This is a genomic window from Kitasatospora sp. NPDC127116 (assembly GCF_042677365.1).
Lineage (GTDB): Bacteria > Actinomycetota > Actinomycetes > Streptomycetales > Streptomycetaceae > Kitasatospora > Kitasatospora lactacystinica.
In genome coordinates, this window is sequence record NZ_JBHXTL010000097.1 from 1 (window position 1) to 26,280 (window position 26,280).

At 75.1% G+C, this 26,280-nt stretch carries 23 protein-coding genes; 5 read left to right on the forward strand and 18 right to left on the reverse strand.

Features of this window, described 5'->3' with window-relative positions; all coding sequences use genetic code 11:
- Nucleotides 1-43 precede the first annotated feature (43 nt).
- The 8 genes from ACFVHV_RS30875 to ACFVHV_RS30910 all read right to left on the reverse strand — a co-directional run bounded on the left by ACFVHV_RS30875 (nucleotide 44) and on the right by ACFVHV_RS30910 (nucleotide 8,155).
- The gene (locus tag ACFVHV_RS30875; protein WP_359910441.1) at nucleotides 44-397 is read right to left on the reverse strand and encodes a DUF2516 family protein; all 354 of its coding nucleotides are present in this window, start codon (nucleotides 395-397) and stop codon (nucleotides 44-46) included.
- 117 nt (nucleotides 398-514) lie between these two features.
- On the reverse strand, nucleotides 515-1,075 hold the full coding sequence (locus tag ACFVHV_RS30880) for a hypothetical protein (RefSeq protein WP_380355383.1): 561 nt from the start codon (nucleotides 1,073-1,075) through the stop codon (nucleotides 515-517).
- 2 nt (nucleotides 1,076-1,077) lie between these two features.
- Nucleotides 1,078-1,485 (reverse strand): helix-turn-helix transcriptional regulator, encoded by a 408-nt coding sequence (locus ACFVHV_RS30885; RefSeq protein WP_359910435.1) that lies wholly within the window; start codon nucleotides 1,483-1,485, stop codon nucleotides 1,078-1,080.
- A 105-nt stretch (nucleotides 1,486-1,590) separates the two neighbouring features.
- The gene (locus tag ACFVHV_RS30890; protein ID WP_380355385.1) at nucleotides 1,591-2,508 is read right to left on the reverse strand and encodes an alpha/beta fold hydrolase; all 918 of its coding nucleotides are present in this window, start codon (nucleotides 2,506-2,508) and stop codon (nucleotides 1,591-1,593) included.
- A gap of 37 nt (nucleotides 2,509-2,545) precedes the next feature.
- The gene (locus tag ACFVHV_RS30895) at nucleotides 2,546-3,643 is read right to left on the reverse strand and encodes a MerR family transcriptional regulator (protein ID WP_359910429.1); all 1,098 of its coding nucleotides are present in this window, start codon (nucleotides 3,641-3,643) and stop codon (nucleotides 2,546-2,548) included.
- A gap of 34 nt (nucleotides 3,644-3,677) precedes the next feature.
- On the reverse strand, nucleotides 3,678-4,697 hold the full coding sequence (locus tag ACFVHV_RS30900; RefSeq protein ID WP_380355387.1) for an RNA polymerase sigma-70 factor: 1,020 nt from the start codon (nucleotides 4,695-4,697) through the stop codon (nucleotides 3,678-3,680).
- A gap of 33 nt (nucleotides 4,698-4,730) precedes the next feature.
- Complete coding sequence (locus ACFVHV_RS30905; protein WP_359910426.1) at nucleotides 4,731-4,934, reverse strand: hypothetical protein; 204 nt, start codon at nucleotides 4,932-4,934, stop codon at nucleotides 4,731-4,733.
- Nucleotides 4,931-8,155: an SNF2-related protein gene (locus ACFVHV_RS30910; RefSeq protein WP_380355390.1), complete on the reverse strand. Its 3,225-nt coding sequence runs from the start codon at nucleotides 8,153-8,155 to the stop codon at nucleotides 4,931-4,933. Before ACFVHV_RS30910 ends, ACFVHV_RS30905 begins: the two co-directional genes overlap by 4 nt.
- A 183-nt stretch (nucleotides 8,156-8,338) precedes the next feature.
- On the opposite strand from ACFVHV_RS30910, the gene ACFVHV_RS30915 reads away from it, so the two are divergent.
- A complete protein-coding gene (locus ACFVHV_RS30915) occupies nucleotides 8,339-8,953 on the forward strand; it encodes a YceI family protein (protein WP_359910420.1) in 615 nt (204 codons plus the stop codon).
- Nucleotides 8,954-9,112: 159 nt separating this feature from the next.
- Here ACFVHV_RS30915 and ACFVHV_RS30920 read toward each other — a convergent pair whose 3' ends face one another.
- The gene (locus ACFVHV_RS30920) at nucleotides 9,113-10,093 is read right to left on the reverse strand and encodes a LysR family transcriptional regulator (RefSeq protein ID WP_359910417.1); all 981 of its coding nucleotides are present in this window, start codon (nucleotides 10,091-10,093) and stop codon (nucleotides 9,113-9,115) included.
- Nucleotides 10,094-10,207: 114 nt separating this feature from the next.
- Here ACFVHV_RS30920 and ACFVHV_RS30925 point away from each other — a divergent pair, with 114 nt between their 5' ends.
- Nucleotides 10,208-11,542 carry an MFS transporter gene (locus ACFVHV_RS30925; RefSeq protein ID WP_380355393.1) on the forward strand — a complete coding sequence of 445 codons (1,335 nt, stop codon included), beginning with the start codon at nucleotides 10,208-10,210 and terminating at the stop codon, nucleotides 11,540-11,542.
- A gap of 9 nt (nucleotides 11,543-11,551) precedes the next feature.
- On the forward strand, nucleotides 11,552-12,031 hold the full coding sequence (locus tag ACFVHV_RS30930) for a macro domain-containing protein (RefSeq protein WP_380355396.1): 480 nt from the start codon (nucleotides 11,552-11,554) through the stop codon (nucleotides 12,029-12,031).
- 71 nt (nucleotides 12,032-12,102) lie between these two features.
- On the opposite strand, the gene ACFVHV_RS30935 is transcribed toward ACFVHV_RS30930, so the two are convergent.
- A complete protein-coding gene (locus tag ACFVHV_RS30935; protein WP_380355398.1) occupies nucleotides 12,103-12,684 on the reverse strand; it encodes a GNAT family N-acetyltransferase in 582 nt (193 codons plus the stop codon).
- Between the two features lie 180 nt (nucleotides 12,685-12,864).
- Here ACFVHV_RS30935 and ACFVHV_RS30940 point away from each other — a divergent pair, with 180 nt between their 5' ends.
- The gene (locus ACFVHV_RS30940; RefSeq protein ID WP_380355401.1) at nucleotides 12,865-13,683 is read left to right on the forward strand and encodes a TetR family transcriptional regulator; all 819 of its coding nucleotides are present in this window, start codon (nucleotides 12,865-12,867) and stop codon (nucleotides 13,681-13,683) included.
- A gap of 61 nt (nucleotides 13,684-13,744) precedes the next feature.
- Here ACFVHV_RS30940 and ACFVHV_RS30945 read toward each other — a convergent pair whose 3' ends face one another.
- A complete protein-coding gene (locus ACFVHV_RS30945; protein ID WP_380355404.1) occupies nucleotides 13,745-15,025 on the reverse strand; it encodes a GNAT family N-acetyltransferase in 1,281 nt (426 codons plus the stop codon).
- Between the two features lie 40 nt (nucleotides 15,026-15,065).
- Complete coding sequence (locus tag ACFVHV_RS30950; RefSeq protein WP_359910402.1) at nucleotides 15,066-15,587, reverse strand: GNAT family N-acetyltransferase; 522 nt, start codon at nucleotides 15,585-15,587, stop codon at nucleotides 15,066-15,068.
- Nucleotides 15,588-15,711: 124 nt separating this feature from the next.
- Between ACFVHV_RS30950 and ACFVHV_RS30955 the strand changes: the two genes are divergently transcribed.
- Nucleotides 15,712-16,035 carry a hypothetical protein gene (locus tag ACFVHV_RS30955; protein WP_359910399.1) on the forward strand — a complete coding sequence of 108 codons (324 nt, stop codon included), beginning with the start codon at nucleotides 15,712-15,714 and terminating at the stop codon, nucleotides 16,033-16,035.
- Between the two features lie 177 nt (nucleotides 16,036-16,212).
- On the opposite strand, the gene ACFVHV_RS30960 is transcribed toward ACFVHV_RS30955, so the two are convergent.
- From ACFVHV_RS30960 to ACFVHV_RS30985, 6 genes are all read right to left on the reverse strand, one after another.
- Nucleotides 16,213-17,490 (reverse strand): C40 family peptidase, encoded by a 1,278-nt coding sequence (locus ACFVHV_RS30960; protein WP_359910396.1) that lies wholly within the window; start codon nucleotides 17,488-17,490, stop codon nucleotides 16,213-16,215.
- A 331-nt stretch (nucleotides 17,491-17,821) separates the two neighbouring features.
- On the reverse strand, nucleotides 17,822-18,895 hold the full coding sequence (locus ACFVHV_RS30965) for a hypothetical protein (RefSeq protein WP_359910393.1): 1,074 nt from the start codon (nucleotides 18,893-18,895) through the stop codon (nucleotides 17,822-17,824).
- Between the two features lie 133 nt (nucleotides 18,896-19,028).
- Nucleotides 19,029-20,771 carry a threonine/serine exporter family protein gene (locus ACFVHV_RS30970; protein ID WP_359910390.1) on the reverse strand — a complete coding sequence of 581 codons (1,743 nt, stop codon included), beginning with the start codon at nucleotides 20,769-20,771 and terminating at the stop codon, nucleotides 19,029-19,031.
- A gap of 238 nt (nucleotides 20,772-21,009) precedes the next feature.
- Nucleotides 21,010-21,663, reverse strand: a complete 654-nt coding sequence (locus tag ACFVHV_RS30975; RefSeq protein ID WP_359910387.1) for a VTT domain-containing protein — start codon at nucleotides 21,661-21,663, stop codon at nucleotides 21,010-21,012.
- Between the two features lie 196 nt (nucleotides 21,664-21,859).
- Nucleotides 21,860-24,241 (reverse strand): hypothetical protein, encoded by a 2,382-nt coding sequence (locus ACFVHV_RS30980; protein ID WP_380355409.1) that lies wholly within the window; start codon nucleotides 24,239-24,241, stop codon nucleotides 21,860-21,862.
- A gap of 61 nt (nucleotides 24,242-24,302) precedes the next feature.
- Nucleotides 24,303-26,207 (reverse strand): ATP-binding protein, encoded by a 1,905-nt coding sequence (locus ACFVHV_RS30985; RefSeq protein WP_380355411.1) that lies wholly within the window; start codon nucleotides 26,205-26,207, stop codon nucleotides 24,303-24,305.
- Between the last annotated feature and the right edge of the window lie 73 nt (nucleotides 26,208-26,280).

Below are 26,280 nucleotides of genomic sequence, written 5' to 3' on the forward strand. Positions count from 1 at the left end.
GCAGAACTCCCCGCCCGGGCCGCCGCGTCGTCCGCCGCCGGGGCTACCAGGGGCCGTACGGACCGGTGTTGCTCCGACCGCCCCGGCCCCCGTTGCCTCCGGTCAGTGCCCGGATCGCCGGGCGGACGTCCACCACGTAGACGATCGAGGCGACCAGACCGGCCAGGGTGCCGATGCCGGTGAAGAAGTTCACCCCGAACAGGAAGTCCCAGCCGAAGGAGATCGCCAGGATCGCCACCCAGAAGCCCTTGGTCTTCTTGTCGGCCGCCCGGTAGGCGTCCTCCCGGCGGGTGGCCGCGTCGGCCAGGGCGAACAGCTTGTAGCCGAGGATGGCGATGGTCGCCCACCAGATCGGGTTCAGATAGGAAAAGGCCAGAATCTGCAACACTCCGACCATTTCGATCTCCTCTGCTCTCGACTCCGGCACTGCGACCGCCGCCCATCCTGGCACGACGACCGTCCACGACGGGGTCAACGTCCCACGGTCACCTACTGTGCCCCTCGGGGCACCACGTCACTCCGCGGCGTCGGCGGCGCCCTTGCGGGCCCGGGAGGGCTTCTTCGGGGCGGGCTCGGCGCCGCCCTCCGCGGCCGGCGCGGGCTCGGCCGGCTCCGCGACCTCGACCGGCTCCACGACCTCAACCGGCTCCACGGTCAGCTCGGGCCGCTCGGACGGCTCGCCCTCCTCCGAGGCTCCCGGGCGGGCCTTGTCCACCACGACCTTGCCGCGCTCGGCCAGCTCGTCGTAGGTCTCCTTGGCCTTCACCGCCAGCTCGACCGCGCGGGCCACCTGCTGCAGCGCGAAGCCCTGGGCCCGCTCCTGCAGGGCCTTGAGGTCCGTCGGCATGCCGGTGACGGTCTCGGTGACCTTGGCCTGCGCCCCGGTCAGCAGCGACTGCGCCTCCTGGAGCGTGGCGGTGGCCTTCTCCTGAGCGCCCTTGCGGTCCGCCGCCAGCGCCTCGACCCGGCCCGGCACCTCGCGCAGCTTCTCGTACGCGAGGTCCCCGGCGCCGGCCAGGGCGTACAGCGGGGTCGGGTCGCTGAGGGTCTTCTTGATCTCGTCGGTGATGGGCATGGTTACCGGTCCTCCCGGTGGATGTTCTGGGTGGCTGGGCCGTCGGTCGTCGGGGTGGGTGCCGACGCGGCGTTCTCCTTGAGGAAGGCGTCGTAGACCGCGAGCAGCGCCTGCTTCTGCTGCTCGTTGATCAGCGGATCGGCCAGGATCGAGGCCCGCAGTTCCAGGCCCTCGCCCCGCCGCTCCTCCAGGATCCCGGCCTGGACGTACAGCGTCTCCGCCGAGATCCGCAGCGCCTTGGCGATCTGCTGGAGGATCTCCGCGCTCGGCTTGCGCAGCCCGCGCTCGATCTGGCTGAGGTACGGGTTGGACACGCCGGCGGCCTCCGCCAGCTGCCGCAGCGAGTACTGGGCGTTGCGGCGCTGCTCGCGGATGTACTCGCCCAGCGAGCCGACGTTCAGTGAGGCCATGCGGACAGCCTGCAACACCCCGCTTGCAAATGCAAGCAGGGTGCTAGCGGCAGCAAACGCGCGCGTCCCCGTCGGGGCGCGGCCGGGGCCGGGCGGACCGGGCGGTCAGGCCAGATGGGCGAGGAGGAGCTCGATGAGCCGTTCGGGGGTGCGCAGCGGGAGGTAGTGGTCGGCGTCCGGGACGAGGTGGCCGCGGGCGCCGGGGATGTCGTCGGCGAGCCGCCGGGCGATCGCCGCGATCTCCGGGTGGTCGCGGTCGCCGTGGACGACCAGGGTGGGCGCGGCGACCGTGCCCAGGAGCGGCTCGGCCGCCCGGGCCGGGGCGCCCGCGAGGTGGTGCTCGCTGACGATCCGGCGGGCCGCGTTCTCCTCGACCATCGCCGCGATCAGCTCGCCGCCCGGTGCGCCGCGGCCCAGGGCGGCCCAGACGGAGAGCTCCAGCTCGGCCAGCTCCGCCGCGTCGCCACGGCGCCGGGCCTCGGCGTAGGCGGTGGTCTCCGGGGACGGCGGCCAGTCGTGGCCGCTGACCGAGGCGCCGACCAGGCCGAGCGCGGTGACCCGGTCGGGGTGGGCGAGGGCGAAGTCCAGGGCGGTCTCCCCGCCCATGCTCAGACCGACCAGCGCGGCACCGGGCAGACCGAAGTGGTCCAGGACGGCGCCCAGGTCCGCGACGTCGTCGAAGGCCTGCTCCGGCGTGCTGGAGCGGCCGAGGCCGCGGGCGTCGTAGCGGATCACGTCGTGGTGGCGGGCGAGCGCCGGGGCGACGGCGTCCCACAGCCGGGAGTCCATGCCGGAGCCGTGCAGCAGCACCACCGGGCTGCCGGCTCCTCGGCGCTCCGCCCACAGCCGGCCGCCGCCGGGGGCCGGGACGTGGACCGTGCGGACCTGTTCCGCGGGGACGTGCTCCGCGGGGACGTGCTCCGCGGGGACGTGGACCCCGGAGCCGGGGGCTTCGGAGCCGGGGGCGTCAAGTGCAGGGACGTCCGAGGCAGGGGCGTCGGGGGCGTCGGGGTGCGGGCTCATGCGGTGATCCTTCCAGAGCCCCGGCGAGGCCCGCCGGTCAGCCGGACTCGGGCAGCCGGACCGGCATCAGCACGGAGAAGGTGCCCGAACGACCGGGCGTGCGGACGGCCAGCGGGGCGATCGGGCCGCCGAGTTCGAGGAGCAGCTGCCCGGGGCGGCCGGCGTCGAGGGCTTCCAGCAGGAAGTCCCGGTTGACGGCCAGTCGGTAGCCCTCGGGGGCCGGATCGTCGGCGACCGTCAGGCGGCCGTCCCCGGTCAGGGTCAGGACGGTGACCTCGCAGTCGGCGCCGTCCGGGCCGGAGGGCAGGGTACGGGTGGCCCCGGCCGCCACGGCCGCCCGCAGTTCGGCGGCCGAGAGGGTGATCCGGTGCTCCGGCGCGAGCCGGGTGACGGCCCGGTGGTCGGGGTAGTCGAAGTCCAGCGCGGCGCCCTCGATCCGGTGCTCCCCGACCTCGGCCCGGACCGGACCGCCGCCGAGGGTGAGCGCGACCTCCGCCGCCCCCGAGCCGAGCAGCGCGCGCAGCGCGTCCACCAGCGCGGTCGGGACGACCGTGCCCGCCACCGGCCGCTCGGGCGTGTCACCGGCGGCGGACACCTCGGCGAGGGCCATCCGGTAGCGGTCTGTGGCGACCAGGCGCAGCACCGGCCCGTCGGGCTCGAAGAGCACGCCGGCGAGCGAGGGCAGCTCCGGGTCCCCGCAGACCGCGAAGCGGACCGCGTCCAGGGCGGCCGCGAGCTCTTCGGCCGGGACGGTGAACCGGAGTCCGGCGGGGGTGGTGGTCATCGGCTGCTCCCTCTGGTCGATCATCGCGTGGATCAGGGAGAGCTCGCGGCGGGCGTCGGCGAGGCCGTCCTCCAGACGGCGCAGGTGCGCGTCGAGCACCTGCCGGGCCTCCTCGCCGCCGGGCGCGGCGCCGAGCACGGCGCGGACGTCCGTCAGCGGCAGGCCGACCCGGCGCAGCCTGGCCAGCAGCCGGGCGTCGGCGAGCTGGCCGGGCCGGTACCAGCGGTAGCCGGTCTGCGGATCGACCCAGGCGGGGGTGAGCACCTCGGCGCCGTCGTAGTAGCGCAGGGTGCCGACGCCCAGTCCGCTGGCGCGGGCCAGTTCGCCGATGCTGTGCAGCTCGCTCTCCATGCCGGTGACTCTGCGGGCTCGACCTGGTCGAGGGTCAAGCCGGGTCGGGCCGGTCGGCGCCGTCGCCGGGGGCGGGAGCGGGAGCGTCGGCGGGAGCGGGAGCGGCGGAAGGGACGGGGGCCGAGGGAGGCACGGGCGCGGCACCGGCGAGGTGGGCCAGCTTGTGCGGGTTGCGGACGCTGCGGATCCCGGCGATCCGCACGGTGCCGTCGGGCTGCTCGGCGAATTCGAACACCGACACGGAGTCGACGGCGCCGTCCACGGTGACCAGCGCACCGGGCTCGCCGTTGACCAGGACCGGACGGGCGCCGGCACCCTCACCGAGCTGCCCGAGCACCCCGAGGACGAAGCGGGCGACGTTCTCGGCACCGACGACCGGCCGCAGCGCGGCGCGGATCACCCCACCGCCGTCCGTCCAGGCGGTGACGTCGGGGGCGAGCAGTTCGAGCATCCGGTTGAGGTCGCCGCCGGCGCAGGCCACCAGGAACTCGTCGGTGGCGCGGCGGCGCAGCTCGGGCGGGGCGTCGTAGCGCGGCCGGCCGGCGCGCACGTGCGCCCGGGCCCGGCTGCCGACCTGACGGCAGGCGGCTTCGGTGCGGTCCAGGGCCTCGGCGATCTCCTGGTAGGTGAATCCGAAGGCCTCCTTGAGCACGAACACCGCCCGCTCCAGCGGGGACAGGCTCTCCAGCACCACCAACAGGGCCACCGAGACCGTCTCGGCCCGCTCGACGCCCTCAGTCGCGTCCGGCTCGGTGACCAGCGGCTCGGGCAGCCAGGGGCCGACGTAGGACTCGCGGCGCACGGCGGCCGAGTCCAGCTTGTTGAGCGCGAGGTTGGTGACCGTACGGGCCAGGAAGCCGCCGGGACTGGCGACCGGGCCGGTGACGCCGCTCCAGCGCAGCCAGGTGTCCTGGACCAGGTCCTCGGCATCGGCGACGCTGCCGAGCATCCGGTAGGCGATGCCGAAGACCGTCCGCCGGTGCCGCTCGAAGTCGGCCAAGCGGGAGTCGGCCGACCGGGAGTCGGCCGACGGCGCGTCGTGGGTGTCGGTCACCCGCGCGACGCTACCGCACGGTAGCCGCCGTGCTCAGCCCCGGAAGGCCTCGTAGGCGGGGGCGAGCACGACGGCGAGGTCGCGGCCGTGCACGGTGATGCCGGAGCGGCCGAGGCGGCGCAGCGAGGACTCGTCCGGACCGTCCTCCTCCTCCGCCGCCGGCGCGCGGCGCAGGGTGAAGTCGCCGCACCAGTAGGCGGCGACGTTGACCACGGGCGGTTTCGGTTCGTCGCTCACGCGTCCTCCTCGGCCACGGCGTCCTCCCGGGTGAGGGCGACCAGTTCGCGCAGCGCCTCGACCGGCAGGTCGGTGAGCCAGCGCTCCCCCTCCCCCACCACCGCATCGGCCAACGAGCGCTTGGCGGCGAGGAGTTCGTCGATCCGCTCCTCGACGGTGCCGACGCAGACCAGTCGGCGGACCTGGACGTCCCGGCGCTGGCCGATCCGGAAGGCCCGGTCGGTGGCCTGCTCCTCGACCGCCGGGTTCCACCAACGGTCCAGGTGGATCACCTGGTTGGCGGCGGTCAGGTTGAGGCCGGTGCCGCCGGCCCGCAGCGAGAGCAGGAACACCCCCGGCCCGTCCGGGGATTGGAAGCGTTCGACCAGCTCCTCACGGCGCGTCCGGGGCAGGCCGCCGTGCAGGTAGAGCACCTCCTCGCCGAGCCGGCGCTCAAGGTACGGGCGGAGCATCGCACCGAACTCGGCGTACTGGGTGAAGACCAGCGTCCGGTCGCCCTCGGCCAGCGCCTCCTCCAGCAGTTCGGCCAGCCGGGCGACCTTGCCCGAGCGCCCGCCCACCGCCGAACCGTCGTGCAGCAGTTGGGCCGGGTGGTTGCAGACCTGCTTGAGCTTGCCGATCGCGGCCAGCACCGTGCCGCGCCGCTCCACGCCCCGGATGCCCTCGACCCGCCGCAGCAGGTCGGCGACCACGGCCTGGTAGAGGCCCGCCTGTTCGGCGGTGAGGTTGCACCAGACGGTCATCTCCTGCTTGGCGGGCAGCTCGGCCGCCACCGCCGGGTCGGACTTGACCCGGCGGAGCACGAACGGTGCGGTGCGGCGGAGGAGTTCGGCGGTGCGTTCGGGACTGCGGTGCAGCTCGACCGGGATCGCGTAGCGCTCCTTGAAGCGCTCGGCCGGGCCGAGCAGGCCCGGGTTGGCGAAGTCCAGGACGGCGTGCAGTTCGGCGAGCCGGTTCTCCACCGGAGTGCCGGTGAGCGCGATCCGGTGCCGGGTGACGGGAAGGGCGCGGATCGCCCGGGACTGCGCGGTGCCGCTGTTCTTGATGTGCTGGGCCTCGTCGGCGACCACCCGGCGCCAGCGGATCGCGCGCAGGGCGGCGAGGTCGCGCTGGACCAGCCCGTAGGTGGTGATGACCAGGTCCACGCCCCTGACGGCCGCGGCGAGTTGCTCCGCGCCGAGGCGGCCGGCGCCGTGGTGGACGTACCGTCGCAGACCGGGGGCGAAGCGCTCGGCCTCGCGCTGCCAGTTGCCGACCAGGGACATCGGGCAGACCAGCAGGGTGGGGCCGGCGGTGTCCTCCGCCCCCTTCGCCGCCTCCGGCCCGTCCGCCCCCTTCAGCCCGTCCGCCGCCTTTGCCGCCTCCGCCGCCTCCGCCCGCTCGGAGGCGAGCAGGGCGAGGGTCTGGACGGTCTTGCCGAGGCCCATGTCGTCCGCCAGCACGGCGCCGAGGCCGAGTCCGGACATGGTCCGCAGCCACGCCAGCCCGCGTTCCTGGTACGGGCGCAGCTCGGCCCGGAAGTCCGCCGGCAGCTCCGGGGCCGGGGCGGCGACGGCCTGCCCGGCGAGCAGCTCGCCGAGCGGGCCGTCGGCGCGCACCGAGGTGACCGGCAGCCCGGCGACCGTCGCCTCCGGGTCGAGGGCGAGCCGCAGCAGCTCTCCGGCGGCGAGCACGCCGTCGCGCCGGTCGGCGAGGAAGGCGAGCGCGGCGGCGATCTGGGCCGGGTCGGCCTCCAGCCAGGTGCCGCGCACCCGGACCAGCTCCTGCTTGGCCGCGGCGAGTTCGGCCAGTTCCCGCTCGGTGAGCGGCTCCCCCTCCGGGCCGAGCGCGACCTGCCAGCGGAAGGCGACCACGGCGTCCCGGTCCACCTGGCCGGCGGCCGCGAGCGAGCCGGGTGCGGGCGGGGTGGTGGCGCGCAGGGCGAGCCCGAGCCGGGGGCGGCGGCGCCACCAGGCGGGCAGCAGCACCCCGAAGCCGCCCTCGGCGAGGGCGGGCGCGGCGGTGCGCAGGAAGTCGAGCGCGCCGGCCCGGCCGAGCGGCAGGGCGGACGGGTGGGAGCGGTGGCGCAGCCCGTCCAGGGCGGGCCAGCGGTGGGCGGCGCGGGCGAGTTCGGCGACCAGCACGTCGACCGGGTCGGCGCCCTTGCGGGCGAGCGCGGCGTGGGCGGCGCCGCCCTCGTGCAGGTCGGCGGCGCGGACCAGCAGGGAGGGCTCGTCCACGGCCTGGAGCAGGAACTCCAGCTGCCACGCGTCGTCGGAGGGCCGGCCCTCCGGGTCGTCCTGATCGGGGCCGAGCGGCTCGACCAGGCGGAAGCAGAGCCGCAGCGCCGGATCGACGGGCTCGGCGGCGGCGTACCAGGCGCCGAGCCCGCGGCGCAGTCCGGCGAGCTCCTCGGGCGGGGAGCCGTCGAACCAGCCGTCGGGGGTGGTGAGGGCGTGCAGCCAGCGCTCGGCGACGGCCGCCCCCGGTCCGGCGCCGCCGTCGACCGGGAAGGGGGACGGGGCGTCCGCCAGTGCGGCGCGGGCCTCGGCGTCCACCAGTGCGCCCAGGGCCGCGCCCAGCAGCGCGTCCCCGTCGTCGGCGCCGTGCGGCCACTCCCCCAGCAGGACGGGCGGGCAGCCAGCGGCCAGGGCGGCGGCCTCGCGGCGCCCGGCCGGGGTGAGGTCGGGCCGCCACCGGGCCTGCGGGCGGCCGTCGGCGGCGGTCACGGGCAGCGGCTGGACCCGGCCGCGGCCGACCGTCCGCCAGGCGAGGTCGTGCACTCCGGTGAGCCAGCGCAGCGAGGGGCCGTGGACCACCTCGACCCGTCCGGCGCCGGGCAGATCGCTGCTGGTGACGGCCCAGACCGGGTCGAAGACCTCACCGAGCAGCTGGGCGGCGGCCCCGGCCCCGAAGAGCAGGGCCGGCACCCGCCAGGGCGTGAGCACGGCGCCGCCGCGCGGCGGGGCGACCGGAAGGTCGGGCGAGGGCGCGGGGACGGTGCCGACGGTGGGCAGCAGCAGGGTGGCCCAGCGCTCGGGGGCCTGTCCGGCGAGCCAGCCGAGACCCGGACCGATGCCGCCGAGCACGGCGGCCAGCTCGCCGGCCGGGCAGGCGTAGGGGTGGGCGCGCGGGGCGGGCCGGTCGGGCTGCGGTTCGGCGGCGCCGGGGTGGGCGCGGGCGTCCTCGGCCCAGAGCGCCAGCTGCCCGTCCGCTCGCCAGAGCGCGTGCAGGACGAACATCGGGGGCCTTCCGGGCGGGGTGGGACCGTCCTTCGCAGCCTATCCGGGAGGTCCGACAGGGCGGGTCCGCTGAGCCGTTCGGAGGAATCCGGAGCACCATGGTTGAAAGTTGAACGAAGTTGTCCTACGCTGGAGCCAACAAGTTGAAGCCTAAACAACTGGCTTCGAACCAAGGAGGAAGCCATGGGCCTGTTCAACCGCACCAAGACCGTCACCGCCCCCGCCGCGACCGCCGTCCCGACCCCGGCCGGCCCGGACCTCGCCCACCTGACCGGCGACTGGACCGTCGACAACACGCACAGCGAGATCGGCTTCTCGGTCCGCCACGCGATGGTCACCAACGTCAAGGGCCGCTTCACCGAGTACGACGGCAAGCTGCACCTGGACGGGACCCACCCGGGCAACTCCTCGGCCGAGCTGGTGATCAAGGTCGCGAGCGTCGACACCAACCAGGCCCAGCGCGACGAGCACCTGCGCACCGGCGACTTCTTCGCCGTCGACACCCACCCGGAGATCCGCTTCCGCAGCACCTCCGCCCAGCTGCTCGGCGGCGACTCGTACCGGATGACCGGCGACCTCACCATCAAGGGCACCACCCGCCCGGTCGTGCTCGACCTGGAGTACACCGGCAGCGCCACCGACGCGTACGGCGCCGACCGGGTCGGCTTCGAGGGCAAGGCCGTCGTCGACCGCACCGAGTTCGGCCTGACCTACAACGCCGCGCTGGAGACCGGCGGCGTGCTGATCGGCGAGAAGGTCAAGCTCAGCTTCGACATCTCCGCCGTCAAGGCGGCCTGAGCCGGCCGTCCCCCCGAGCACCGCCCCTGCCCTTCCCCCCGGGGGCAGGGGCGGTCTTCGCGTGACGGCCGCCCGCCCGTACGGCGGTCGGCCGCCCGCGTCCGCCCCTGCGCCGACAGCACCGTGTCCACCCCTGCCGCAGCCACGCCGCGTCCGCCCCTACCGCAGCAGCGCCGCGTCCGCCTCGGGAAGCCAGCTGCCCGGCGGACGGCGCAGCCAGCCCTCGGCCGCGCCGAGCGCGCCGGCCGCGGCGGCGAGCGCCCGCAGCCCCGGGTGACGCTCCCCGGGCCGGTGCACCAGGCTGACCAGGCTCAGCGGCACCGGTTCCACCAGCGGCACGTTCACCGTCCCCGGGATCCGCGGGCCGCCGACCGTGGTCAGCATCGGATCGCCGTGCCGGGCGAGGTAGCGGGCGGTCTCGTCGACGCCCACCGGCGGCACGTACGGCGCGGCCGCCGTCAGACCGTGCTCCCGCAGCAGCCGGGTGCCGAGGTCGGCCCACTCGGTGGTCGCCGGGTTGCCCGCGCAGACGTCGACGGGGTGCCCCGCCAGCTCGGCCGGGCGCAGCACGGAGCGGTCGGCCAGCGGATGGGTGTCCGCCATCATCACCGAGATCCGCTCCAACCGCACCGGCAGCTGGACGAGTCGACCGCGCACCGGGGCGGGCAGCCCGGCGAAGCGGCCGAAGGAGGCGTCCAGCCGGTGGGCCAGCAGTTCGGCGGCCGCCGCGGCCAGTCCGCCGTGGAAGCGGGCCAGCAGTTCGCCCTCCGGCCAGGCGGCCCGGGCCCGTTCGAGCACCCGGTCGGCGGTGAGGTCCGGGCCGGTGACGTCACTGTTGAGGTCGAGCAGCAGCGGCCGGGCGGCGGCCCCGGATCCGGCCGCGGCCTCGGCGAGGATCTCGTCGTGCAGGGCGAGGAACCCGCGCGCCCGGGGCAGCAACCGCCTTCCGGCCGGGGTGAGTTCTACGCTGCGGGTGGTGCGGGTGAACAGTGCTTCGCCGAGCTGCCCCTCCAGGGTCCGGACGTCCCGGCTGAGTGCCTGCTGGGCGGTGTGCAGCCGCTCCGCGGCCCGGCCGAAGTGCAGGGTCTCGGCGGTCGCGACGAAGCCGCGGAGCAGGCGGGGGTGCAGGTCACGGGGCATGGGCGGCAGATTAACAACAGCGTGTTGTGAGTGCGGCGAAACAGGTGTTGGACGGCCGCCCGCCACCGGCACCAGGCTGTGAGCACCCCCCTTCCCCCTGCTCACAGGAGCCCGATGCCCCCGCGCGCCGTCCTCACCTCCTACCGGCGGCTGTTCGCGGCCCCCGGTGCCGTCGCCTTCACCCTGACCGGGCTGCTCGGCCGGCTGGCGCTGTCGATGAACGGCGTCGCCCTGGTGGTGCTGCTCTCCGAGCGGCGCGGCTCGTACGGGCTGGCCGGGGCCGTCTCGGCGGCCGGACTGGCCGCCGGCGCGGTCGGGATGCCGCTGATCGGACGGCTGGTGGACCGGTACGGGCAGGCGCGGGTGACGGTACCGGCCGCGCTGTACAACGCCGTTCCACTGACCGGGCTGCTGCTCTGCGTCCGGCTCGGCGCACCCGACTGGACGCTCCTCCTCTGCTCCGCGGCCGGCTCGGCGGCACCCAACCTCGGCGGCATGGCCCGCTCCCGCTGGGCGCACCTGTACCGGGACGACCCGGCCGCCCGGCACCTGGCCAACTCCTTCGAACAGGCCCTGGACGAACTCTGCTTCATGGCCGGCCCGGTGCTCGCCATGCTGCTCTGCACCACGCTCGCCCCGGAGGCCGGACTGATCACCGCCGGGACCCTCGGCGCCGCCGGCGCCCTGCTGTTCGCCGCCCAGCGGCGCACCGAACCCCCGCTGCCCCCCGCCCCGGCGCAGGGGCGGGAACCGGCCGGACCGCGGCACGGCTCCCCGCTGCGGGTGCCCGGGCTGCGGGTGCTGGTGCTGACCTTCCTGGCGACCGGCACGGTCTTCGGCGCGACCGAGATCACCACCGTGGCGTACGCCGACGCGCTCGGCCACAAGGCCTCCGCCGGACTGCTGCTGGCCCTGTTCGCGGCCGGTTCCTGCGTCGCGGGGCTGCTGTTCGGGCTGCTGACCCCGCGCCGGGCACCGGGCACGCGGTTCCTGCTCGGCGCCACCGCGATGGCCTCGGTGCTGCTGCTGCCGCTCGCCGCCGGGCTGGGCGGGACCGGGCTCGGGCTGCTCGGGACGGCCCTGTTCGCGGCCGGCACCGCCACCGCGCCGACCATGGTGACCGGGATGACGCTGGTCCAGGAGCTGCTGCCGCAGCGGCAGTTCAACGAGGGCATGGCGATGGCGGTGTCCGGCATCGTGATCGGCATCTCGGCCGGGGCGGCGCTCGCCGGGACGGTCGCGGAGCGGGCCGCTCCGGGCACCGGCTACCTCCTGCCCGCCGCGGCCGCCGGGCTCGCGCTGCTGATCGCCCTGGCGGGGCGCCGGCACCTGACGACGCGCGGGGCGGCGGCGGCCGCACCGCCCGAGGGGGCGCCGGGTGGAGTGCCGGGCGGGGCGGCGGGCGGGGCGCCGGAAAATGCCGAGCAGATTGTCAGTCCCACCCTCTAACGTCGAGGCATGGGGGAAATCACGTACGTCCGAGGCGATGCCACCACGCCCCAGGGCAAGGGCGTGAAGGTGATCGCGCACGTCTGCAACGACCTCGGCGGCTGGGGCAAGGGCTTCGTGCTCGCGCTCTCCAGACGCTGGCCCGAACCCGAGGCCGCGTACCGGCGCTGGCACAGGGAGCGGGCGAAGAACGACTTCGACCTGGGCGCCGTCCAGCTGGTGGCGGTCGATCCGCACGTCTGGGTGGCCAACCTGGTCGGCCAGCGCGGCATCCGCACGGGGCGCTCGACCGGGGTGCCGGTGCGGTACGAGGCGATCGACACCGGACTGGCCGCGCTCGGTGAGCACGCGCTCCGGCTCGGTGCCTCCGTCCACATGCCGCGGATCGGCTGCGGCCTGGCGGGCGGGCGGTGGGACCGGGTCGAACCGCTGGTCACCGCCCGGCTGACGGCCCGGGGCGTCCCGGTGACCGTCTACGACGTCGACTGACGGCCTGCCAGCAGGCCCTCCCCTTCCACCGATCCGGCTCTCCGCCTCTCCAGCGTTCCGTCGACCGGTTCCTACCTGTCCGCCGGCTCCGCCCGCTCGGACCCGACCGCCACGCGCGCGGCCGGCCAGGCGTACACGTACTCGGGCAGCAGGAACCCTCCGGGGAACTCGCCCTCCTGCGCCCGGACCCGCTCTGCGCCCTCGCGCTCGTAGAAGGCGATCGCGCGGGTGTTGTCCCGCAGCACCTCCAGGGAGAGTCCGGCCCCGGGGTGCCGCTCGGCGACATGGGTGCGGGCCGCGATCAGCAGCTCGCGCCCGATGCCGCCGCCGTTCAGGCCGGGGCGGACGTGCAGGTTGTCGATCATCACTCCGCCGTCCGGCTGCGGGACGAGGTAGATGAATCCGACCATCGCGCCCGCTCGTTCGGCGACCAGCAGTTCGGGCGTGTTCTCCGGCCCGCCGTAGTCGGCGCAGTCGGTGTCCAGGCGCAGTGCCCACAGTTCGCGTCGCTGGGCGACCATCCCGTCGCCCAGTCCCGCCTCGGGGACGATCCCCCGGTAGGCGGTGCGCCAGCTGTGGGCGTGCAACTCGGCGATGGAGTCGGCGTCCTGTACTCCGCCGCGCCGGATGACGGTCCGTCCTGAACTGATCATGTGACCAGCCTCCCACAGAGATGGAGTTGAACATGTTCAACCGATACGTCTACAGTACCGCTCAGCTTTTGAACGCGTTCGAAATGAGGGGGGTCGCCGTGGCACCGGATGCGGAGGGGGCATCCGGTGCCACGAACACCGACACCGGATGGAACGTCGTCTCCGGCTAGGCTCGTGCTCGTGGACGACCTGGCAGCGACGAACCGAACGGACGGCGAGAACGGCACGGCCGGGGCTCCGGCCGCGCCCGACCCGGGGAGCGGGACCGGGCCGGAGGGCGGAGCACTGCCCGGCGGCCGGGCCCGGCCCAAGACCGACAAGAGTGAGGCGACCCGTGCCCTGATCCTGGAGACCGCCATGCGGCTGTTCCAGGAACGGGGCTACGAGAAGACCACCATGCGCGCCATCGCCACCGAGGCCGGCGTCTCGGTGGGCAACGCGTACTACTACTTCTCGGCGAAGGAATTCCTGATCCAGGGGTTCTACGACCGGATGACCTACGAGCACGCGGCCGACGCCAAGCGCCGGATGTCCCACACCCGGGACTTCTCCGAGCGGCTGGAGATCGCACTGACCTCCTGGCTCGACACGGCCGCGCCGTACCACGAGTTCGCCGCGCAGTTCTTCCGGACGGCTGCCGACCCGACCAGCTCGCTGAGCCCGTTCTCCAACGATTCCCACCCGGCCCGGGCGACGGCGGTCGAGCTGTTCCGCGACGTCCTCCAGGGCTCGGAGCTGGCGCCCAAACTGGACGCCGAACTGGTCGAGCTCCTGCCCGACGTGCTCTGGCTGTACCTGATGATCGTGGTCCTCTACTGGGTCTTCGACCGGACCGAGGACACCGAGCGGACGCGGGAGTTCGTCCGCCGGTCCACCCCCATGGCGGCCCGGGTGATCAACCTCTCGCGCTACCGGGTGTTCCGGCCGATCGTCCGCGACGCCAAGGGCCTGATCCAGGACTTCATCCTGCCCACCATCGGCAAGACGGCCGTCAAGTAGCGCCCGCGGCAGCACCGGAGGCCGGCCCGCGAACGGGCCGGCCTCCGGTGCTGGAACGGGCTCAGAACTCGGTCGGCGTCCAGGCCCGCACCGGGGTGCGCAGCAGCAGGTCCGCGGCGGCCGCCGCCCCCGGGCGCAGCTCGGCGACCAGGGCGGCCGAGGCCAGCCTCGACGCCGTCTCCGCGCCCAGGTAGAGCGAGCCCAACTCCGAGGCGCCGAGCGCGAGGTCGGCGTCGTCCGTGGTCCGGGTGCAGCGGCCGGTGCCGTCCTCGGCCGTCTCCAGCGCCCAACGGCCGGAGGCGTAGCCCAGCTTGTCGTCGACCTCCAGCACCACCCGGCCGGGGGCGCCGTAGCTGCGGGCGCCGAACGCGGCCTCGACGTCCAGCACTCGCACCCAGACGAGGTCTCCGTTGTCCTCGTGCGGGGTGGCCGCGCGCGGGTCCTGGAGCAGCAGCGGCAGCGGGTCGTCCGGGCCGAGGTTGCGCACCTCGACCCGGGCCACCCAGTCCACCGACAGCACCAGGCGCCAGAGTTCGACGGCGGTGGGCAGGTCGAGGGCGATGAACTCGTCCACGGAGAGCGCGCCGTCGGGGTAGGCGCCGTCCCACTTGGGGTCGATCCGGTAGAGCACCAGGCCGGTGACCGTGCCGGCGGCATCCCGGTGGACGGCGGCGAACGGCTCCTTGAAGTCGTCGCCGGACGTGCGGACTTCGCCGCTGGTGCGCTCCCACCAGAGCGCGTCGCGCTCGATCGCGCCCGGCTGGGTGCGCCGCCAGCGCTCGTACAGGTCCGCGCCCAGCTCGCGCAGCTCCGCCATGGTCACGAAGTCGATCCGGCCGCCGGGGACGCCCAGCAGGCCCTCGCGCAGACCGCGGGTGCGGCGCAGGTCGATCCTCCAGCCGCTGCCGTGGGTGGCCGGACCGAAGCCGAACCGGCCGTAGATGTTGTACTCGGCGGCCATCAGGACGGCGACCGCGCAGCCGCGCTCGGCCGCGGCCGCGAGGTCCCGGCGCATCATCGCGCTGAGCAGGCCGCGCCGGCGGTGGGTGGAGCTCACCGTGACGTTGGTGACGGCGTCGGCCTGGACGACGGACCCGCCGGGGACGGTCAGTTCGGTGTCGAAGCTGCGGAAGGTGGCGATCTGGCGCTCGCCGTCGAAGCCGGCCAGCATCCGGCCCGGCTCCCACTGCCGGCGGCGCAGGTCCTCCGCGACGGCCACGTGGGGGCGCAGGAAGCCGAAGTTGAGCGCCCGGTTCCACTCCGCCACCTCGTCCACCGAGACGGCCCGGACCTGGAGCCCGCTCACGCTGTCGACGTCCGTGTGATCGATGCTGTTGCCCATGGGGCCACCGTACGGCGGCCCTCCGGGGGTGGCATCCGAATTATTCCGTGCCCGACCCGTGGTGCTCGCCGGGCACCACCACCCAGTGGTTGGTGCGCAGGACGCGGTCCGCGAAGTCCAGGTCCCGCTCGCCGACCAGCCGGAATCCGAGCGCCCGGCAGATCCCGTTGGACGCTCCGTTGGTGGTCCCCGGGTTGGCGTGCACCTCGCCCCAGCGGCCGTCCTCGGCGGCGGCGTCCAGCACCCTGCGGACCGCCGCCTTGGCCAGGCCGCGCCCCTGGTACTCGGGCAGCACCATCCAGCCGATCTCGGAGACGCTCTCACCGTCCTCCTGGTCCGACCAGAGCGTGACGGTGCCCGCCGCCTCTCCGTCCTGCGCGCCGTCCGGCACGATCATCCTGATCCAGGAGCTGTCCCCGGCCACCAGGGCCAGGTCCCTGCGCAGCCGCTCCTCCACCCGCGCCCGGGGCAGCGGGCCGCCGAGTTCGGCCATCATCACCGGGTCGCAGCGCATCCGGACGTACGCCTCCACGTCCCCCGCCCGAACATCCCGCAGTCGCACGACGCCTCCTCAGTGCCGGTCCGCGCGGTCACGCTAGCGCGCCCCACCGACAGTGGCGTCCGGGCGGGCCCGCCTGGCATCCTCGTGCCGGTTCAGGTACAGACGATCCGCTTCGGGGGGAACCATGGAGGACGAGTACGTCCGCAGGCTGAAGGAGTACGAGGGCCGGGCGCTGACGGCGAAGCTGGTCGGCGGGCTGACCGTGGCCGGCTGGCTCTGGGCGCTCTGGCTGGTCCTCGCTCCGGGCAACGGGCTGTGCGGCTCACCGGCCTTCTACCAGCCGACCGGCTTCCACCTGGCCGAGGTCTGCGACTCCGAGATGATCGGCCGGGTCGGCGGCGCGTTCGCCGTCTTCCTCGTGTCGCTCCCGGTCGCCGCGCTCTGGGGCTGGACAGTGGTGCGGCTGCGCGACAGCCGCCGGGCGGTGGCCGCCGTGGCCGGCCGGTAGCCCGGTGGGGCGGCGGCCGGCTCGGCCTCCCGGACGCCCTCGGTGCCGAGTACCTCGCGCCGACCCGGCTCCGGGGGACGCCCTGGGCGCGCTCGACCCGGTCCTCGTGGCCGCCGCCGAGGGGGCGGGGCCGGTCGCACCCGTCGAGGTGCTGACCGGCACCCGCCGGCCCGGGCGTCAGGGGCGGGCGTAGAAGTCCGGGGTCCCCATGATCCAGAGGCTGGCCTGCTTGACCGGCATGCCGACCCGCGGGGCCTCGATCATCTGGTCGTCGCCGATGTAGAGCCCGACGTGGTGGATGTCGGCGGCGCGCCCGGTGTCGGTCCAGAAGACCAGGTCGCCGGGGCGCAGCTGGCGGTAGCCGATCGGGGTGCTCTGGGCGTACTGGTCGGCGGCGAAGTGGTTGAGCTGCCGGCCGCCCTCGCGCCAGGCCATCATCGTCAGCCCGGAGCAGTCGTAGCCGCCCGGGCCCTCGCCGCCCCAGACGTAGGGCAGGCCGATCTTGGACTTGGCGAAGGCGATGGCGGCGGCCGCGCCCTCGGCGGACCACGGGCGGGCGGGGGGCGGTGCGGGGTGGGCCCTGGTGGCCGCGGCGGCCGCTGCCGCCGCCGCTGCCTCGGCCTCCCGGGCGGCCTGCTCGGCGGCGGCGCGGGCGGCGGCCTCGGCCTCGCGGGCGGCGATCTCCTCCAGGGCCTCGCGGCGCCGGCGCTCCAGCTCGACGGTGGTGTTCCGGGCGGCGGCCAACTCGGCCAGCAGTTGCTCGCGGCGCCGCCCGGCGGCGGCCACCTCGTCCTGCTGGGCGGCCAGCCGCTGCTCCGCCCCGGCCTTGGCCGCGCCGACCTCGGCGGCGGCCTTCCCGGCGGCCTCGGTGGCGGCCCGGGCGGCGGCGGAGGCGCCGCGGGCGGCGGCCGCGGTGGAGGTGGCGGCGTCCAGGATCTGCCGGGTGCGCTCGCTGACCTGGCCGACCGCGGCGGCGCGGTCGCCCGCGTCGCGCGCACCGTGGGCGCCGAGCAGGGCGTTGAGGGCGGACAGTTCGGCACCCGCGCCCTGCCGGTACGTCTCGGCCGCGAGCCGGGCCGCGTCCTCGGCGGCGGCCGCCCGCTCGGTCTCGGCGTCGGCGGCGCGCTGCGCGGCGGCGGCCTCCTCGGCGCGGGCCCGGGTGAGGGCGAGCCGGGCGCCGTTGTAGGCCTCGACGGCCTGTTCGGCGGTGCGCCCGGCGCGGTCGAGCTCGGTGCGGGCGGCGGTGAGCGCGGCCTCCAGGTCGGCGGCCGAGGAGGCCTTGCCCTCGGCCTCGGCCCGGGCCCGGTCGATCTCCTCGGTGGTCGGGTACGGGTCCTCGCCCACGGCCCGGCCGGCCGTCGGTTCGGGGTCGGCCGGGGCGGCCTGGGCGGCGGGGAGCAGCCCGAGCAGGGCGGTGAGGGACAACAGGAGGGTCGGCAGGATCCTGCGCGCCACGCGACATCCCTTCTGACGGGTCCGGAGGGGACGGCGTCGGACGGCGCGCGGCGTACGGGCGGTCGGTGGCCCGGGGTCGGCGGGGATCCGATGAATCATCCCATCACGTGACAGAACGGTCACATGACGCTCATGTTCTCAATTCCGGCGGCCTTCACGCCCGGAAAGTGCTCCGCCGGTCGGGTGACCATCGGATGATCTGACCAAACCTCGGCTCCGGCCGGACAGCGGGGCGGGCGGGAAACCGGGCAGGAAACGGGCAGGAAACCGGACGGGGAAACGGACGGCGAACCGGACGGGGAACGGACCGGGACCCGCGCGCAGGGCCGGGCTACCGGCCGATCCGACGGGTGTGGGTGCGCAGCCGGTGGTGCCGCTCCGGCCGGCTCTCCAGCCCGGTCGGCCCCACCGCGAAGACCCGGCTGCGCCCGGCCCGGACGGTACGACGGCGCTGCTGCGCCAGGCGGGAGCGGTCCGGACCGGCCTCGGCCGACCCGAGCGCCGGGTCCGCCGCGCCCCGGGCCGTCCCGGCGGCGGCCGCCGAACGGCGGTCGGCCAGCCGGGCCTGACGGCGGGCCAGCGCCCGGGCGGCGTGCGCGTCGAGGTGGGCGCTGGCCCGGGCGGCCATCCGCTCGGCCACCCGGTGCGCCGCCGGGTGGTTGGCGGGCACCTTGTCGGGGGCGCCGGCGATCAGGTCGAAAAGCCAGGTGCGGGCCCGGTCCGCGCGCCGGTGCAGCAGGCGCTCGCGCCGCAGCGCACGCGCCCGGCGGCGGGGGCGCGTGGAGTACCGCCAGCGGGCCCACGGGCTGCTCGGGCGGGCCAGCCGGATCGCCCCGATCCAGGACAGGCCGGGGACCATGATCCCGAGCAGGCCGGTCCACACCTTGCCCTTGAGCAGGGTGATCACCGAGGCCAGCGAGTTCACCGAGATGATCGTGATCAGGCCCCACCTGGTCTCCTCGCCGGGCACCACGCCGAGCGGCACGTACCCGACCAGCAGCAGGGAGGTGAACAGGATGCCGAAGATCACCGCGTCCACCGATTTGCGGCCCTGTTCGCTCCAGTACACGTCGTCCAGGTGCAGGATCAGCGCGAACTCGTCCAGCACCAGACCGCAGCCGATGCCGAAGGCCAGGCCGAACACGTCGATCCACGGGTGCCCGCCGTAGGTGGCGAACACCCCGATGCCGCCGAGCAGCAGGAAGCCCAGGCCGAACACCATGTGGTGGATGTGCAGGCCGCCCGGGGTCACGTTGCCCGGCCACCAGCGCACCTGGGCGCGGATCATCCGGACGCTGAACCGGATGAAGACGAAAGAGGTGATGAATCCGACCAGCAGCAGGAACAGCGGTTGCTTGTGCGCGGCGACGATGTGCTCGCGGTAGCCGTCCAGCAGTGTCGTCATGGGTCTTACCTTCGTTCCTGGTCCTGCGTCCTGCCTGCCGTGACGTGGCCCGGGGGCCGGGGCCGGGGCCCGGGGACCGGGGACCGGGGACCGCATCGCCCCGGCACCGGCCCGGCACCGGCCCGACGTCCGGTCAGAACCCTCGAGTGCGCTTGGCCGCCCGGCGCGGCACGACCGGGTAGAGCGACGGGCGCTCGGCGCCGACCGGCAGTTTCAGGAACAGCCGGGCGATCTCCCCGCCCAGGTTCACCCCGACCGCCAGCGCCATCGCGATCGCCGCCGCCCGGAAGACCGACACCAGGCCGGCGCTGGAGTGCCCCTGGGCGAAGGCCAGCATCCCGAGGTAGAGCGCCGAACCGGGCATCAGCGGACCGATCGCGGCGGTCACGTACGGCAGCGCCGACCCGTTGCGGTAGCGCGCCATCAGCTGGCCGAAGAGGCCGACCAGCCCGGCCGCCACGCCGGTCGCCGCGATCGGGTTGACGCCCGCGTTGTACACCAGCGCACCGTAGCTGGCCCAGCCGATGCCGCTGTTGACGGTGACCAGGGCCAGCGTGCGGCGGTCGGTCTGGAGCAGCGTCGCGAAGGCCAGGGTCAGCAGCATCGCGGCGACCATCTGGACCGGCGGGTAGTTGACGCCCACCAGGCTCTCGTCCGGGCGCAGGTTCGCCTCGAAGCCGACGCCCAGGTAGAGGATCACCATCACCCCGATCACGATGCCCGCGACCAGGTAGATCACTTCCAGCAGGCGGGCCGCGGCGGTGATGTAGAAGCCGGTCAGGCCGTCCTGCACGGCGGCGACCAGGGCGCGCCCGGGCAGCAGGGCGAACAGGCCACCGGTGATCACGACCGAGCCGCGCAGGCCCCAGTCGTTCAGCGAGAGGATGATGCCGGAGGCGGCGGCCGGCATCGCGGCCGCCACGAACTGGTAGAACTCCGGCAGCCGGCGCCGGGCCAGCGCGGAGGCCAGCCGGTCGCCGAGGACGGCCGCGACGAAGGCGCTCGCGAACACCAGCCAGGCCTTGTCGTCCACCCGCCCGCCGACCAGGAAGGTCGCCGCGCCGGCCAGCAGGCCGGTGGTCAGGGCGAGGAACCAGGCGGGGTACGGGTGCCGGTTGCGGCGGATCAGCGCGAGCCGGCGGTAGGCGTCGTTGACCGTCACGTTCTCCGCGGTGATGTCCGCGACCAGCGCGTACACCGCGTCGAGCCGGGTGTAGTCGGAGGTCCGGCGGCGCACCACGCGGTCGGCGGTGACCGGCGGCTCGACCAGCGAGGGCTGGTACGAGATGCCGATCAGGGTGAAGGTGACCTGCGGCTCGCAGCGGTCCAGCCGGTAGGCGTGCGCGATGCCGAGCATCGCCGCCTCGACGTCCTCGGCCGCCTCGCCGCTGGCCAGCAGCAGCTCGCCGATGCGCAGCGTCAGGTCGAGGATGCGCGGGACGTTGCGGGTGACGGACGCGGAGGGGTGCATTTCGCGGGCGGTGCGCTCGAAGGCGGGCCGCTCGGACATCGGGGTGCGCAGCAGGGTGCGCATCCGGTCCGGCCAGGGCGCCTCGCCGGGGGCGCCGGCGGTGAGGTCCGGGACCGGGATGCCGGTGGGCGGGGTGTAGCCGGCCGCCCGCCACTCCTCGGGGGTGAGGGTGTCCTCGGCGACCGAACGGCGACGGACCGGGCGCTCGGTCTCGGCCCGTCCGGTCGCGGCGCGGACCGCCGGCCCGGGTACCGACTCGGGTACCGGCTCGGGCTCGGGCTCGGGGGCCAGCAGGCCCTTGGTCTCCGGAACGGGCAGGGCGAGCGGGACGACGGTGGTGGGCTCGACCGGCGGGGCGGGGTAGCCGAGCAGGCCCTCGGTGGGCGGGGCGTCGGCGGGGTGCACCGGCTTCGGGGGTGCCTGCCGCGCCTGTCGGACCGCCCTGCCCCCCCTCGCCCGCTTGCCCGTACCCGGTCGGCCCCGCTTAGGCACTTCCGCTCCTCGCCACCCCTGGCGGCCTCCGGCCACCGCTCGATCTCGGGTTACACCTTGCCTGATCGAACAGCCGGACGCACATGTACGCGGCGTCCCGTGGCCGGAGCGGCGGACGCCTACCCGGCGCGGTGGCCGGAGCGGCGGACGCCTACCCGGCGCGGTGGCGGGTGGCGGACGCCGCGCCGGAGCGGCGCGCCCGCAGCAGCTCGATCGCCACCGGGATCACCGAGACCAGCACGATGCCGACCAGGATGGCCTCGATGTTGTCCCGGACGAACGGGATCTGCCCCAGGAAGTAGCCGAGCACGGTGACGCCGCCGCCCCACAGCACGCCACCGACCAGGTTGAACACCACGAAGCCGCGGTAGTTCATCCTGCTCACCCCGGCGACGATCGGGGTGAAGGTGCGCACGATCGGCACGAAGCGGGCCAGCACGATCGCCTTGGGGCCGTGCCGGTCGAAGAAGGCGGCGGCCTTCTCGACGTTCTCCTGCTTGAAGACCCGGGAGTCGGGACGGCGGAAGAGGCTCGGGCCGACCTTGCGGCCGAAGAGGTAGCCGACCTGGTCCCCGGCCACCGCGGCGACCACGATCAGCGCGCAGACCAGCCAGAGCGGCTGGTGCAGGTAGGTGCCGCCGGCCACCAGCAGGCCGGTGGTGAACAGCAGCGAGTCACCCGGCAGGAAGAAGCCGATCAGCAGACCGGACTCGGCGAAGACGATGGCCAGGATGCCGATCAGGCCGAAGGTGGAGATCAGGGTGGTCGGATCGAGCCAGGACGGGCCGAGGGCGAGGCTGGTCACGGTGCGGGCACTCCGGGAGGTCGAGTCTTGGCAATGAAACAGTAAAGCATTGACAAAGACTCGGCTGGAGGCGGAAAGGTTCCCGGGCCGGCCCGCACACGGCCGGGCGCGGAGCGCGCGGCACGGCCGGGAACGCGCGCGGCCCCGGCGGGGCCCGGGAAGGGCCGGCCCGCCGGGGCCGCGCGGTCGAGGACGGTCAGAGCCCGTAGCGCTCGACGATCTCCTCGTGCCGGGCGGGGGCCGCGCCGGCCGCCTTGGCCAGCTCCGCCCAGGCGAGCGGGTGGGCCCAGCCGTCGGTCAGCCGCAGCAGCAGGGCGTCGGCCTCGGCGGCCGAGGCGGTCGGCGGGACGCCGAGGGCCGCGTAGACACCGGGCAGGGTGTCGCCGCCGTCCGCCGGGTCGGTGATCCGGTACTGCTCCCCGCTGTACACCCAGACCGCGTACCCCGCCCCGTGCAGCTCGTCCCGCAGGGCCGACCACGGCTCGTCGCCGGGCCAGCCGCCGTCGATCCAGTAGGTGGTGTACCCGGCCGGGTCGAGCAGGGTGAGCAGCTCGAACACCGGGCGCCAGCGCTGCCGCTCCTCCTCGGGGGCGTCCTCGGCCGGCGGGCGCTCCAGCAGGGCCGGGGCGAAGACCACCACGTCGCCGTGGTTGAGCGTCAGGTCGTCCCCGAGCACGGGCAGGATGCGGGCGGTGGCCGGGCCGGTCCGCAGGGCGGGCAGGTCGGACGTCGCGCCGTTGGTGCGGGTGGCCCGGACGGTGACCAGCTGCCACTCCTCGTCCACCGGGCCCTCGGGCTCGTCGAACTCGATGTCGAGCAGCGCGCCGGTCGAGCGGACCACCGCCCAGTCCCGGTTGGCGGTGGCCGCGGTGATCAGGTGCCACAGGTCCGGCTCCCGGACCGCCCGGTGGCCGTCTTCCTCGGCGCTGTCCTCGGCGGAGTCCGCTGCGGTGTCCGCGGCCGGCGCCGCGCGCTCCAGCAGTTCCAGGTACATCCGCTGCGCGGTGGCGTGGTCGCCCAGCTCGGTGGCGGCGTGGGCGGCGAGGCGACGGGTGTTGATCACCTCGTCGTCCAGCACCAGGATCGCCCGGCACTGCTCCAGCGCCTCGGTCCAGCGGCCCTCTGCGGCGGCCCAGCGGGCGCGTATCCAGTGCCCGTCGGCCGGGGCGGAGACGGCCACCCGGTCGGCGAGGCGGCGGATGCCCTCGGCGTCCCGGGCCTCGATCAGCATCTCGCCGAGCGCGCCGGTCAGCTCGCGGTCCGCCGGGTCGTCCTCCAGGTACCGCCACAGCAGGTCGGCCGCGGCGCGGGCGTGGCCGAGGCCGCCCAGCACGGTGGCCAGGAGCACCGCCAGTCCGGTGGCGCCGGCCTGCTCACCCCGGTACCGGTCCAGGGCGACGGAGAGCAGGTCGGCGCCGGTCTCGTAGGGCACCCGGACCTCGGCCAGGTGCGCCGTCAGCTCGCCCGGCGGGACGGGCAGCTCGGGCTCCGGCAGTGCCTCGGCGGCCGCGCGCAGCGCCGCGACCTGCTCCGACACGCCGTCGGTGCGCCGCAGCCGGGTGAGCTTGCGCTCCCCGGTCGCGGCGAGGGTGAGCGCCACCGTACGGGCACCGCGGGCGAGCGCGAGCCGCCCCGCCGCCAGCAGCAGGTCCACGCACGGGCGGTGCGCGCCGACGCCGTCCAGGTAGCCGACCCAGCCGGCCAGGACGGCGCCCAGTTCGGCGTCGTTCTCCCGGGCCCCGGCCGCGACCAGCAGCTCGACCGTCTGCGTCCAGGCGGTGCGCAGGTCGGCGTGCCGTTCGGCCTCGGCCCGCTCGGGCAGCAGGGCGAGCGCCTCCTCGGTGCGGCCGAGCGAGGCGAGCGCGCGGGCCCGCAGCAGGGCGCCCCAGCGCTGGTCGCGCTCGTCCAGCCGGCGCCCCTGCGTCTGCTCGGCCCGCTCGGCCGTCTCCAGCAGCTCCAGCACCTCCTCGTGCCGGCCCAGCAGGTGCAGGGTGCCGGCCCGGGCCTGGTGGAAGCGGAGCGAGACCGGCTGGCCGGCCGCCCGCATCCGGTTGGCCGCGGAGTCCAGGTGGTCCAGCGCCTCGGCCGCCCGGCCGTCGTCCTCCAGGGCGTCGGAGTACTCGCGGGACAGGCAGTCGTAGCAGGCCCGGTCGGGCTCGATCCGGTCCAGCGTCTCGCCGACCACGGCGAGCCGCTCGGCCACGTACCCCGGCCCGTCGACCCGGGCGTGGCAGATCGCGAAGTCCTGCACCACGCAGACGGACTGCGGGCAGTTCGCCGTCTCCTCCCGGTGCGCGAAGTCCAGCAGGTCGACCGCCTCGGGCAGCACCGCCTCGCCCTGCTGGCGCTTGTTCAGCAGGTTCTGCATCCGCCAGTGCCGCAGGTAGACCTCGACCCAGGGCAGGCCGAGCGCCCGGGCGGCGGCCACGGCCTCCGGGTAGAGCGCGTCGAGCTGCTCGTTGCGCCCCTCGGTGGCGTGCTCGGGCAGCTCGACGATGGCGTCGGCCAGCCGGTGGTGGCCGGCCTCGGCCAGCTGCCGGTGGGTGTCGCGCACCCAGGCCCAGATGTCGGTGGTCATGCCTGCTCCCCCTGCGTCGTGCTGATGAGGTGTCTACCGCACCCCACTGACAATCCGTCCGTCACCGCTCCTCCGAGAGCGCCCCGGGGCTGTCCGGGACCTCCGGCAGACCGGCCGGGACGGCGGCGGTCAGGGCGGAGACCGCGGTGCCGATGCCGGCCAGCGCGGCGGTGAGGTCGCCCTCGGACGGTCCGGACGAGGCCGCGGCCATGATCACCTTGATCGAGCGGAGCAGCCCGGCGGCGGTCGCGCTGCCGGTGTGCCCGCCGCGGTAGGCGGCCAGCAGGTCCCGGACCGCCGGGCTGGCCAGGTTGAGGTAGAGCCGGGCCCGGACCTCGCCGTCGGTGCGGGCCGTGAAGGCGCGGGCCAGCCGCAGGGCGGCCGAGGGTATCCGGGCGTCCGCCCGGTCGTCCTCGATCCGGGCCTTCAGCTCGGCCTCGCGGTCCGGCACCAGCACCAGCGGCAGGCCGGGCGGGTCGAAGCGGGCCGGGACGAGCTGCTCGCCCGGGTCGGCGAGGGCGCCGGCCAGCCAGGCCGACTCGTGCTCCGGCAGCGGGCGCTCCGGGTCGCGGAACAGCTCGCGGTCGCCCTGCTCGCTGCCCAGCTCGACCACCCGGCAGCCGCGCAGCTGGGCGTAGCGGCGCAGGAACGGCAGGACGGCGTAGCGGTCGCCGCGGGCGATCGGCACCCGCATCGCCCGGTACAGCATCTCCTCGAAGCCGCCGCCGCTGCCGAGCGCGACGTGCACCGCGCCGCCTCCGGCCGCGCGCAGCGCGCCGGCCGTGAGGTCGCCCTGCGAGGTGGGCACCGGGACGTCGTCGGCGAGCAGGGTGAACAGCCGGTCGTCGCAGAGCGCGGCACCGAGCAGGTCGTTGCCGTGCCGGGCGAGGATGCGGCGCCACGCGGCGGGCCGCAGCCGGGCGGTCTCGTAGAGGCCGTCCACGATGGCGTCGGTGAGGGCCTTGCGCAGCGCGTGGTAGTGCTCGTCGCGCTGGAGGTCCTCGCGGCTGGCGGTGGGGGTGAGCCGGTTGGACTCGACCACGCCGCCGATGAACCCGGCCCAGCGGGGCAGCAGGTCGCGGGCGTCCTCGGCGAGCAGCATGCCGCGCAGGTAGACGGCGAGGTCGCGGTTGTCGCTGCTGCCGTAGGTGCCGCCGTCCTGGACCCAGAGCAGGCCGACCGCGTCGGTGACGTCCTCGACCGGGTGGACCGGGAACGCGGTGAGCGGCTCGAAGCGGCGGCCGAAGGCGGCGGCGAAGCGCATCCGGGCGGCGTACTGGTCGCCGTCGGAGGGGTGGCGCCAGGGCACCTCGACGGAGTTGACCGGCTGCTCGTCGTCCCCGAGGTGGACCGGGACCGGCAGCAGCACGCAGTAGCGGGTGAGCACGTCGCGCAGCACGTCCTCGTCGGCGAGGTGGGCGTGTTCGGGCTTGAGGGTCAGCTCGACCACCGTGCCCGGGCGGGGCCGGGCGGGCACCGGCTCGACCCGGTACTGCTCGCCGCCGCGGCTGCGGTAGCGGTGGCCGAGGTGCGGTTCGCGGTGCGAGGTGGTGGTGACGGTGACCTCGTCGGCGACCGAGAAGGCGGAGAGGAAGCCCAGGCCGAAGGCGCCGATCAGCTCCTGGTTGCCGGTCAGTTCGCGCAGCATCCGGGTGTAGCCGGTGCCGACGGTGGCCAGGTAGGAGTGGATCTCGGGTTCGGTGAGGCCGGCGCCGGTGTCCTCGATGGCGACGGTCCGCCGGGCGGCGTCGGCGCGCACCCGGATCAGCGGGCGGTGGTCGCCGTCCGGGTCCTCCAGGAGCCGGCGGGTGTGCGAGTCGTGCGCGTTCTGGACGAGTTCGCGCAGGGCGACCAGCGGGGTGGAGTAGAGGTGGGTGGCGAGGACGTTCACCAGGCCGCCGAGATCGACCTCGGTCGTGCGCAGCTCCTCGGCGGGGGTGGGCTCGGGCGGGGCACCATCAGACATGGGTCCCCAGTGTGCCAGTGCGACTATCTGGCGACCATTTCTTTCTTCTTCGGCACCCTCCTGACGGAATGAC

What these genes read in the sequence shown, in the direction of transcription:
- ACFVHV_RS30875 (WP_359910441.1), bottom strand. Translation starts at nt 397, where the DNA reads ATGGTCGGAGTGTTGCAGATTCTGGCCTTTTCCTATCTGAACCCGATC.
- ACFVHV_RS30880 (WP_380355383.1), bottom strand. Translation starts at nt 1,075, where the DNA reads ATGCCCATCACCGACGAGATCAAGAAGACCCTCAGCGACCCGACCCCG.
- ACFVHV_RS30885 (WP_359910435.1), bottom strand. Translation starts at nt 1,485, where the DNA reads ATGGCCTCACTGAACGTCGGCTCGCTGGGCGAGTACATCCGCGAGCAG.
- ACFVHV_RS30890 (WP_380355385.1), bottom strand. Translation starts at nt 2,508, where the DNA reads ATGAGCCCGCACCCCGACGCCCCCGACGCCCCTGCCTCGGACGTCCCT.
- ACFVHV_RS30895 (WP_359910429.1), bottom strand. Translation starts at nt 3,643, where the DNA reads ATGGAGAGCGAGCTGCACAGCATCGGCGAACTGGCCCGCGCCAGCGGA.
- ACFVHV_RS30910 (WP_380355390.1), bottom strand. Translation starts at nt 8,155, where the DNA reads ATGTTCGTCCTGCACGCGCTCTGGCGAGCGGACGGGCAGCTGGCGCTC.
- ACFVHV_RS30915 (WP_359910420.1), top strand. Translation starts at nt 8,339, where the DNA reads ATGGGCCTGTTCAACCGCACCAAGACCGTCACCGCCCCCGCCGCGACC.
- ACFVHV_RS30920 (WP_359910417.1), bottom strand. Translation starts at nt 10,093, where the DNA reads ATGCCCCGTGACCTGCACCCCCGCCTGCTCCGCGGCTTCGTCGCGACC.
- ACFVHV_RS30925 (WP_380355393.1), top strand. Translation starts at nt 10,208, where the DNA reads ATGCCCCCGCGCGCCGTCCTCACCTCCTACCGGCGGCTGTTCGCGGCC.
- ACFVHV_RS30930 (WP_380355396.1), top strand. Translation starts at nt 11,552, where the DNA reads ATGGGGGAAATCACGTACGTCCGAGGCGATGCCACCACGCCCCAGGGC.
- ACFVHV_RS30935 (WP_380355398.1), bottom strand. Translation starts at nt 12,684, where the DNA reads ATGATCAGTTCAGGACGGACCGTCATCCGGCGCGGCGGAGTACAGGAC.
- ACFVHV_RS30945 (WP_380355404.1), bottom strand. Translation starts at nt 15,025, where the DNA reads ATGGGCAACAGCATCGATCACACGGACGTCGACAGCGTGAGCGGGCTC.
- ACFVHV_RS30955 (WP_359910399.1), top strand. Translation starts at nt 15,712, where the DNA reads ATGGAGGACGAGTACGTCCGCAGGCTGAAGGAGTACGAGGGCCGGGCG.
- ACFVHV_RS30965 (WP_359910393.1), bottom strand. Translation starts at nt 18,895, where the DNA reads ATGACGACACTGCTGGACGGCTACCGCGAGCACATCGTCGCCGCGCAC.
- ACFVHV_RS30980 (WP_380355409.1), bottom strand. Translation starts at nt 24,241, where the DNA reads ATGACCACCGACATCTGGGCCTGGGTGCGCGACACCCACCGGCAGCTG.
- ACFVHV_RS30985 (WP_380355411.1), bottom strand. Translation starts at nt 26,207, where the DNA reads ATGTCTGATGGTGCCCCGCCCGAGCCCACCCCCGCCGAGGAGCTGCGC.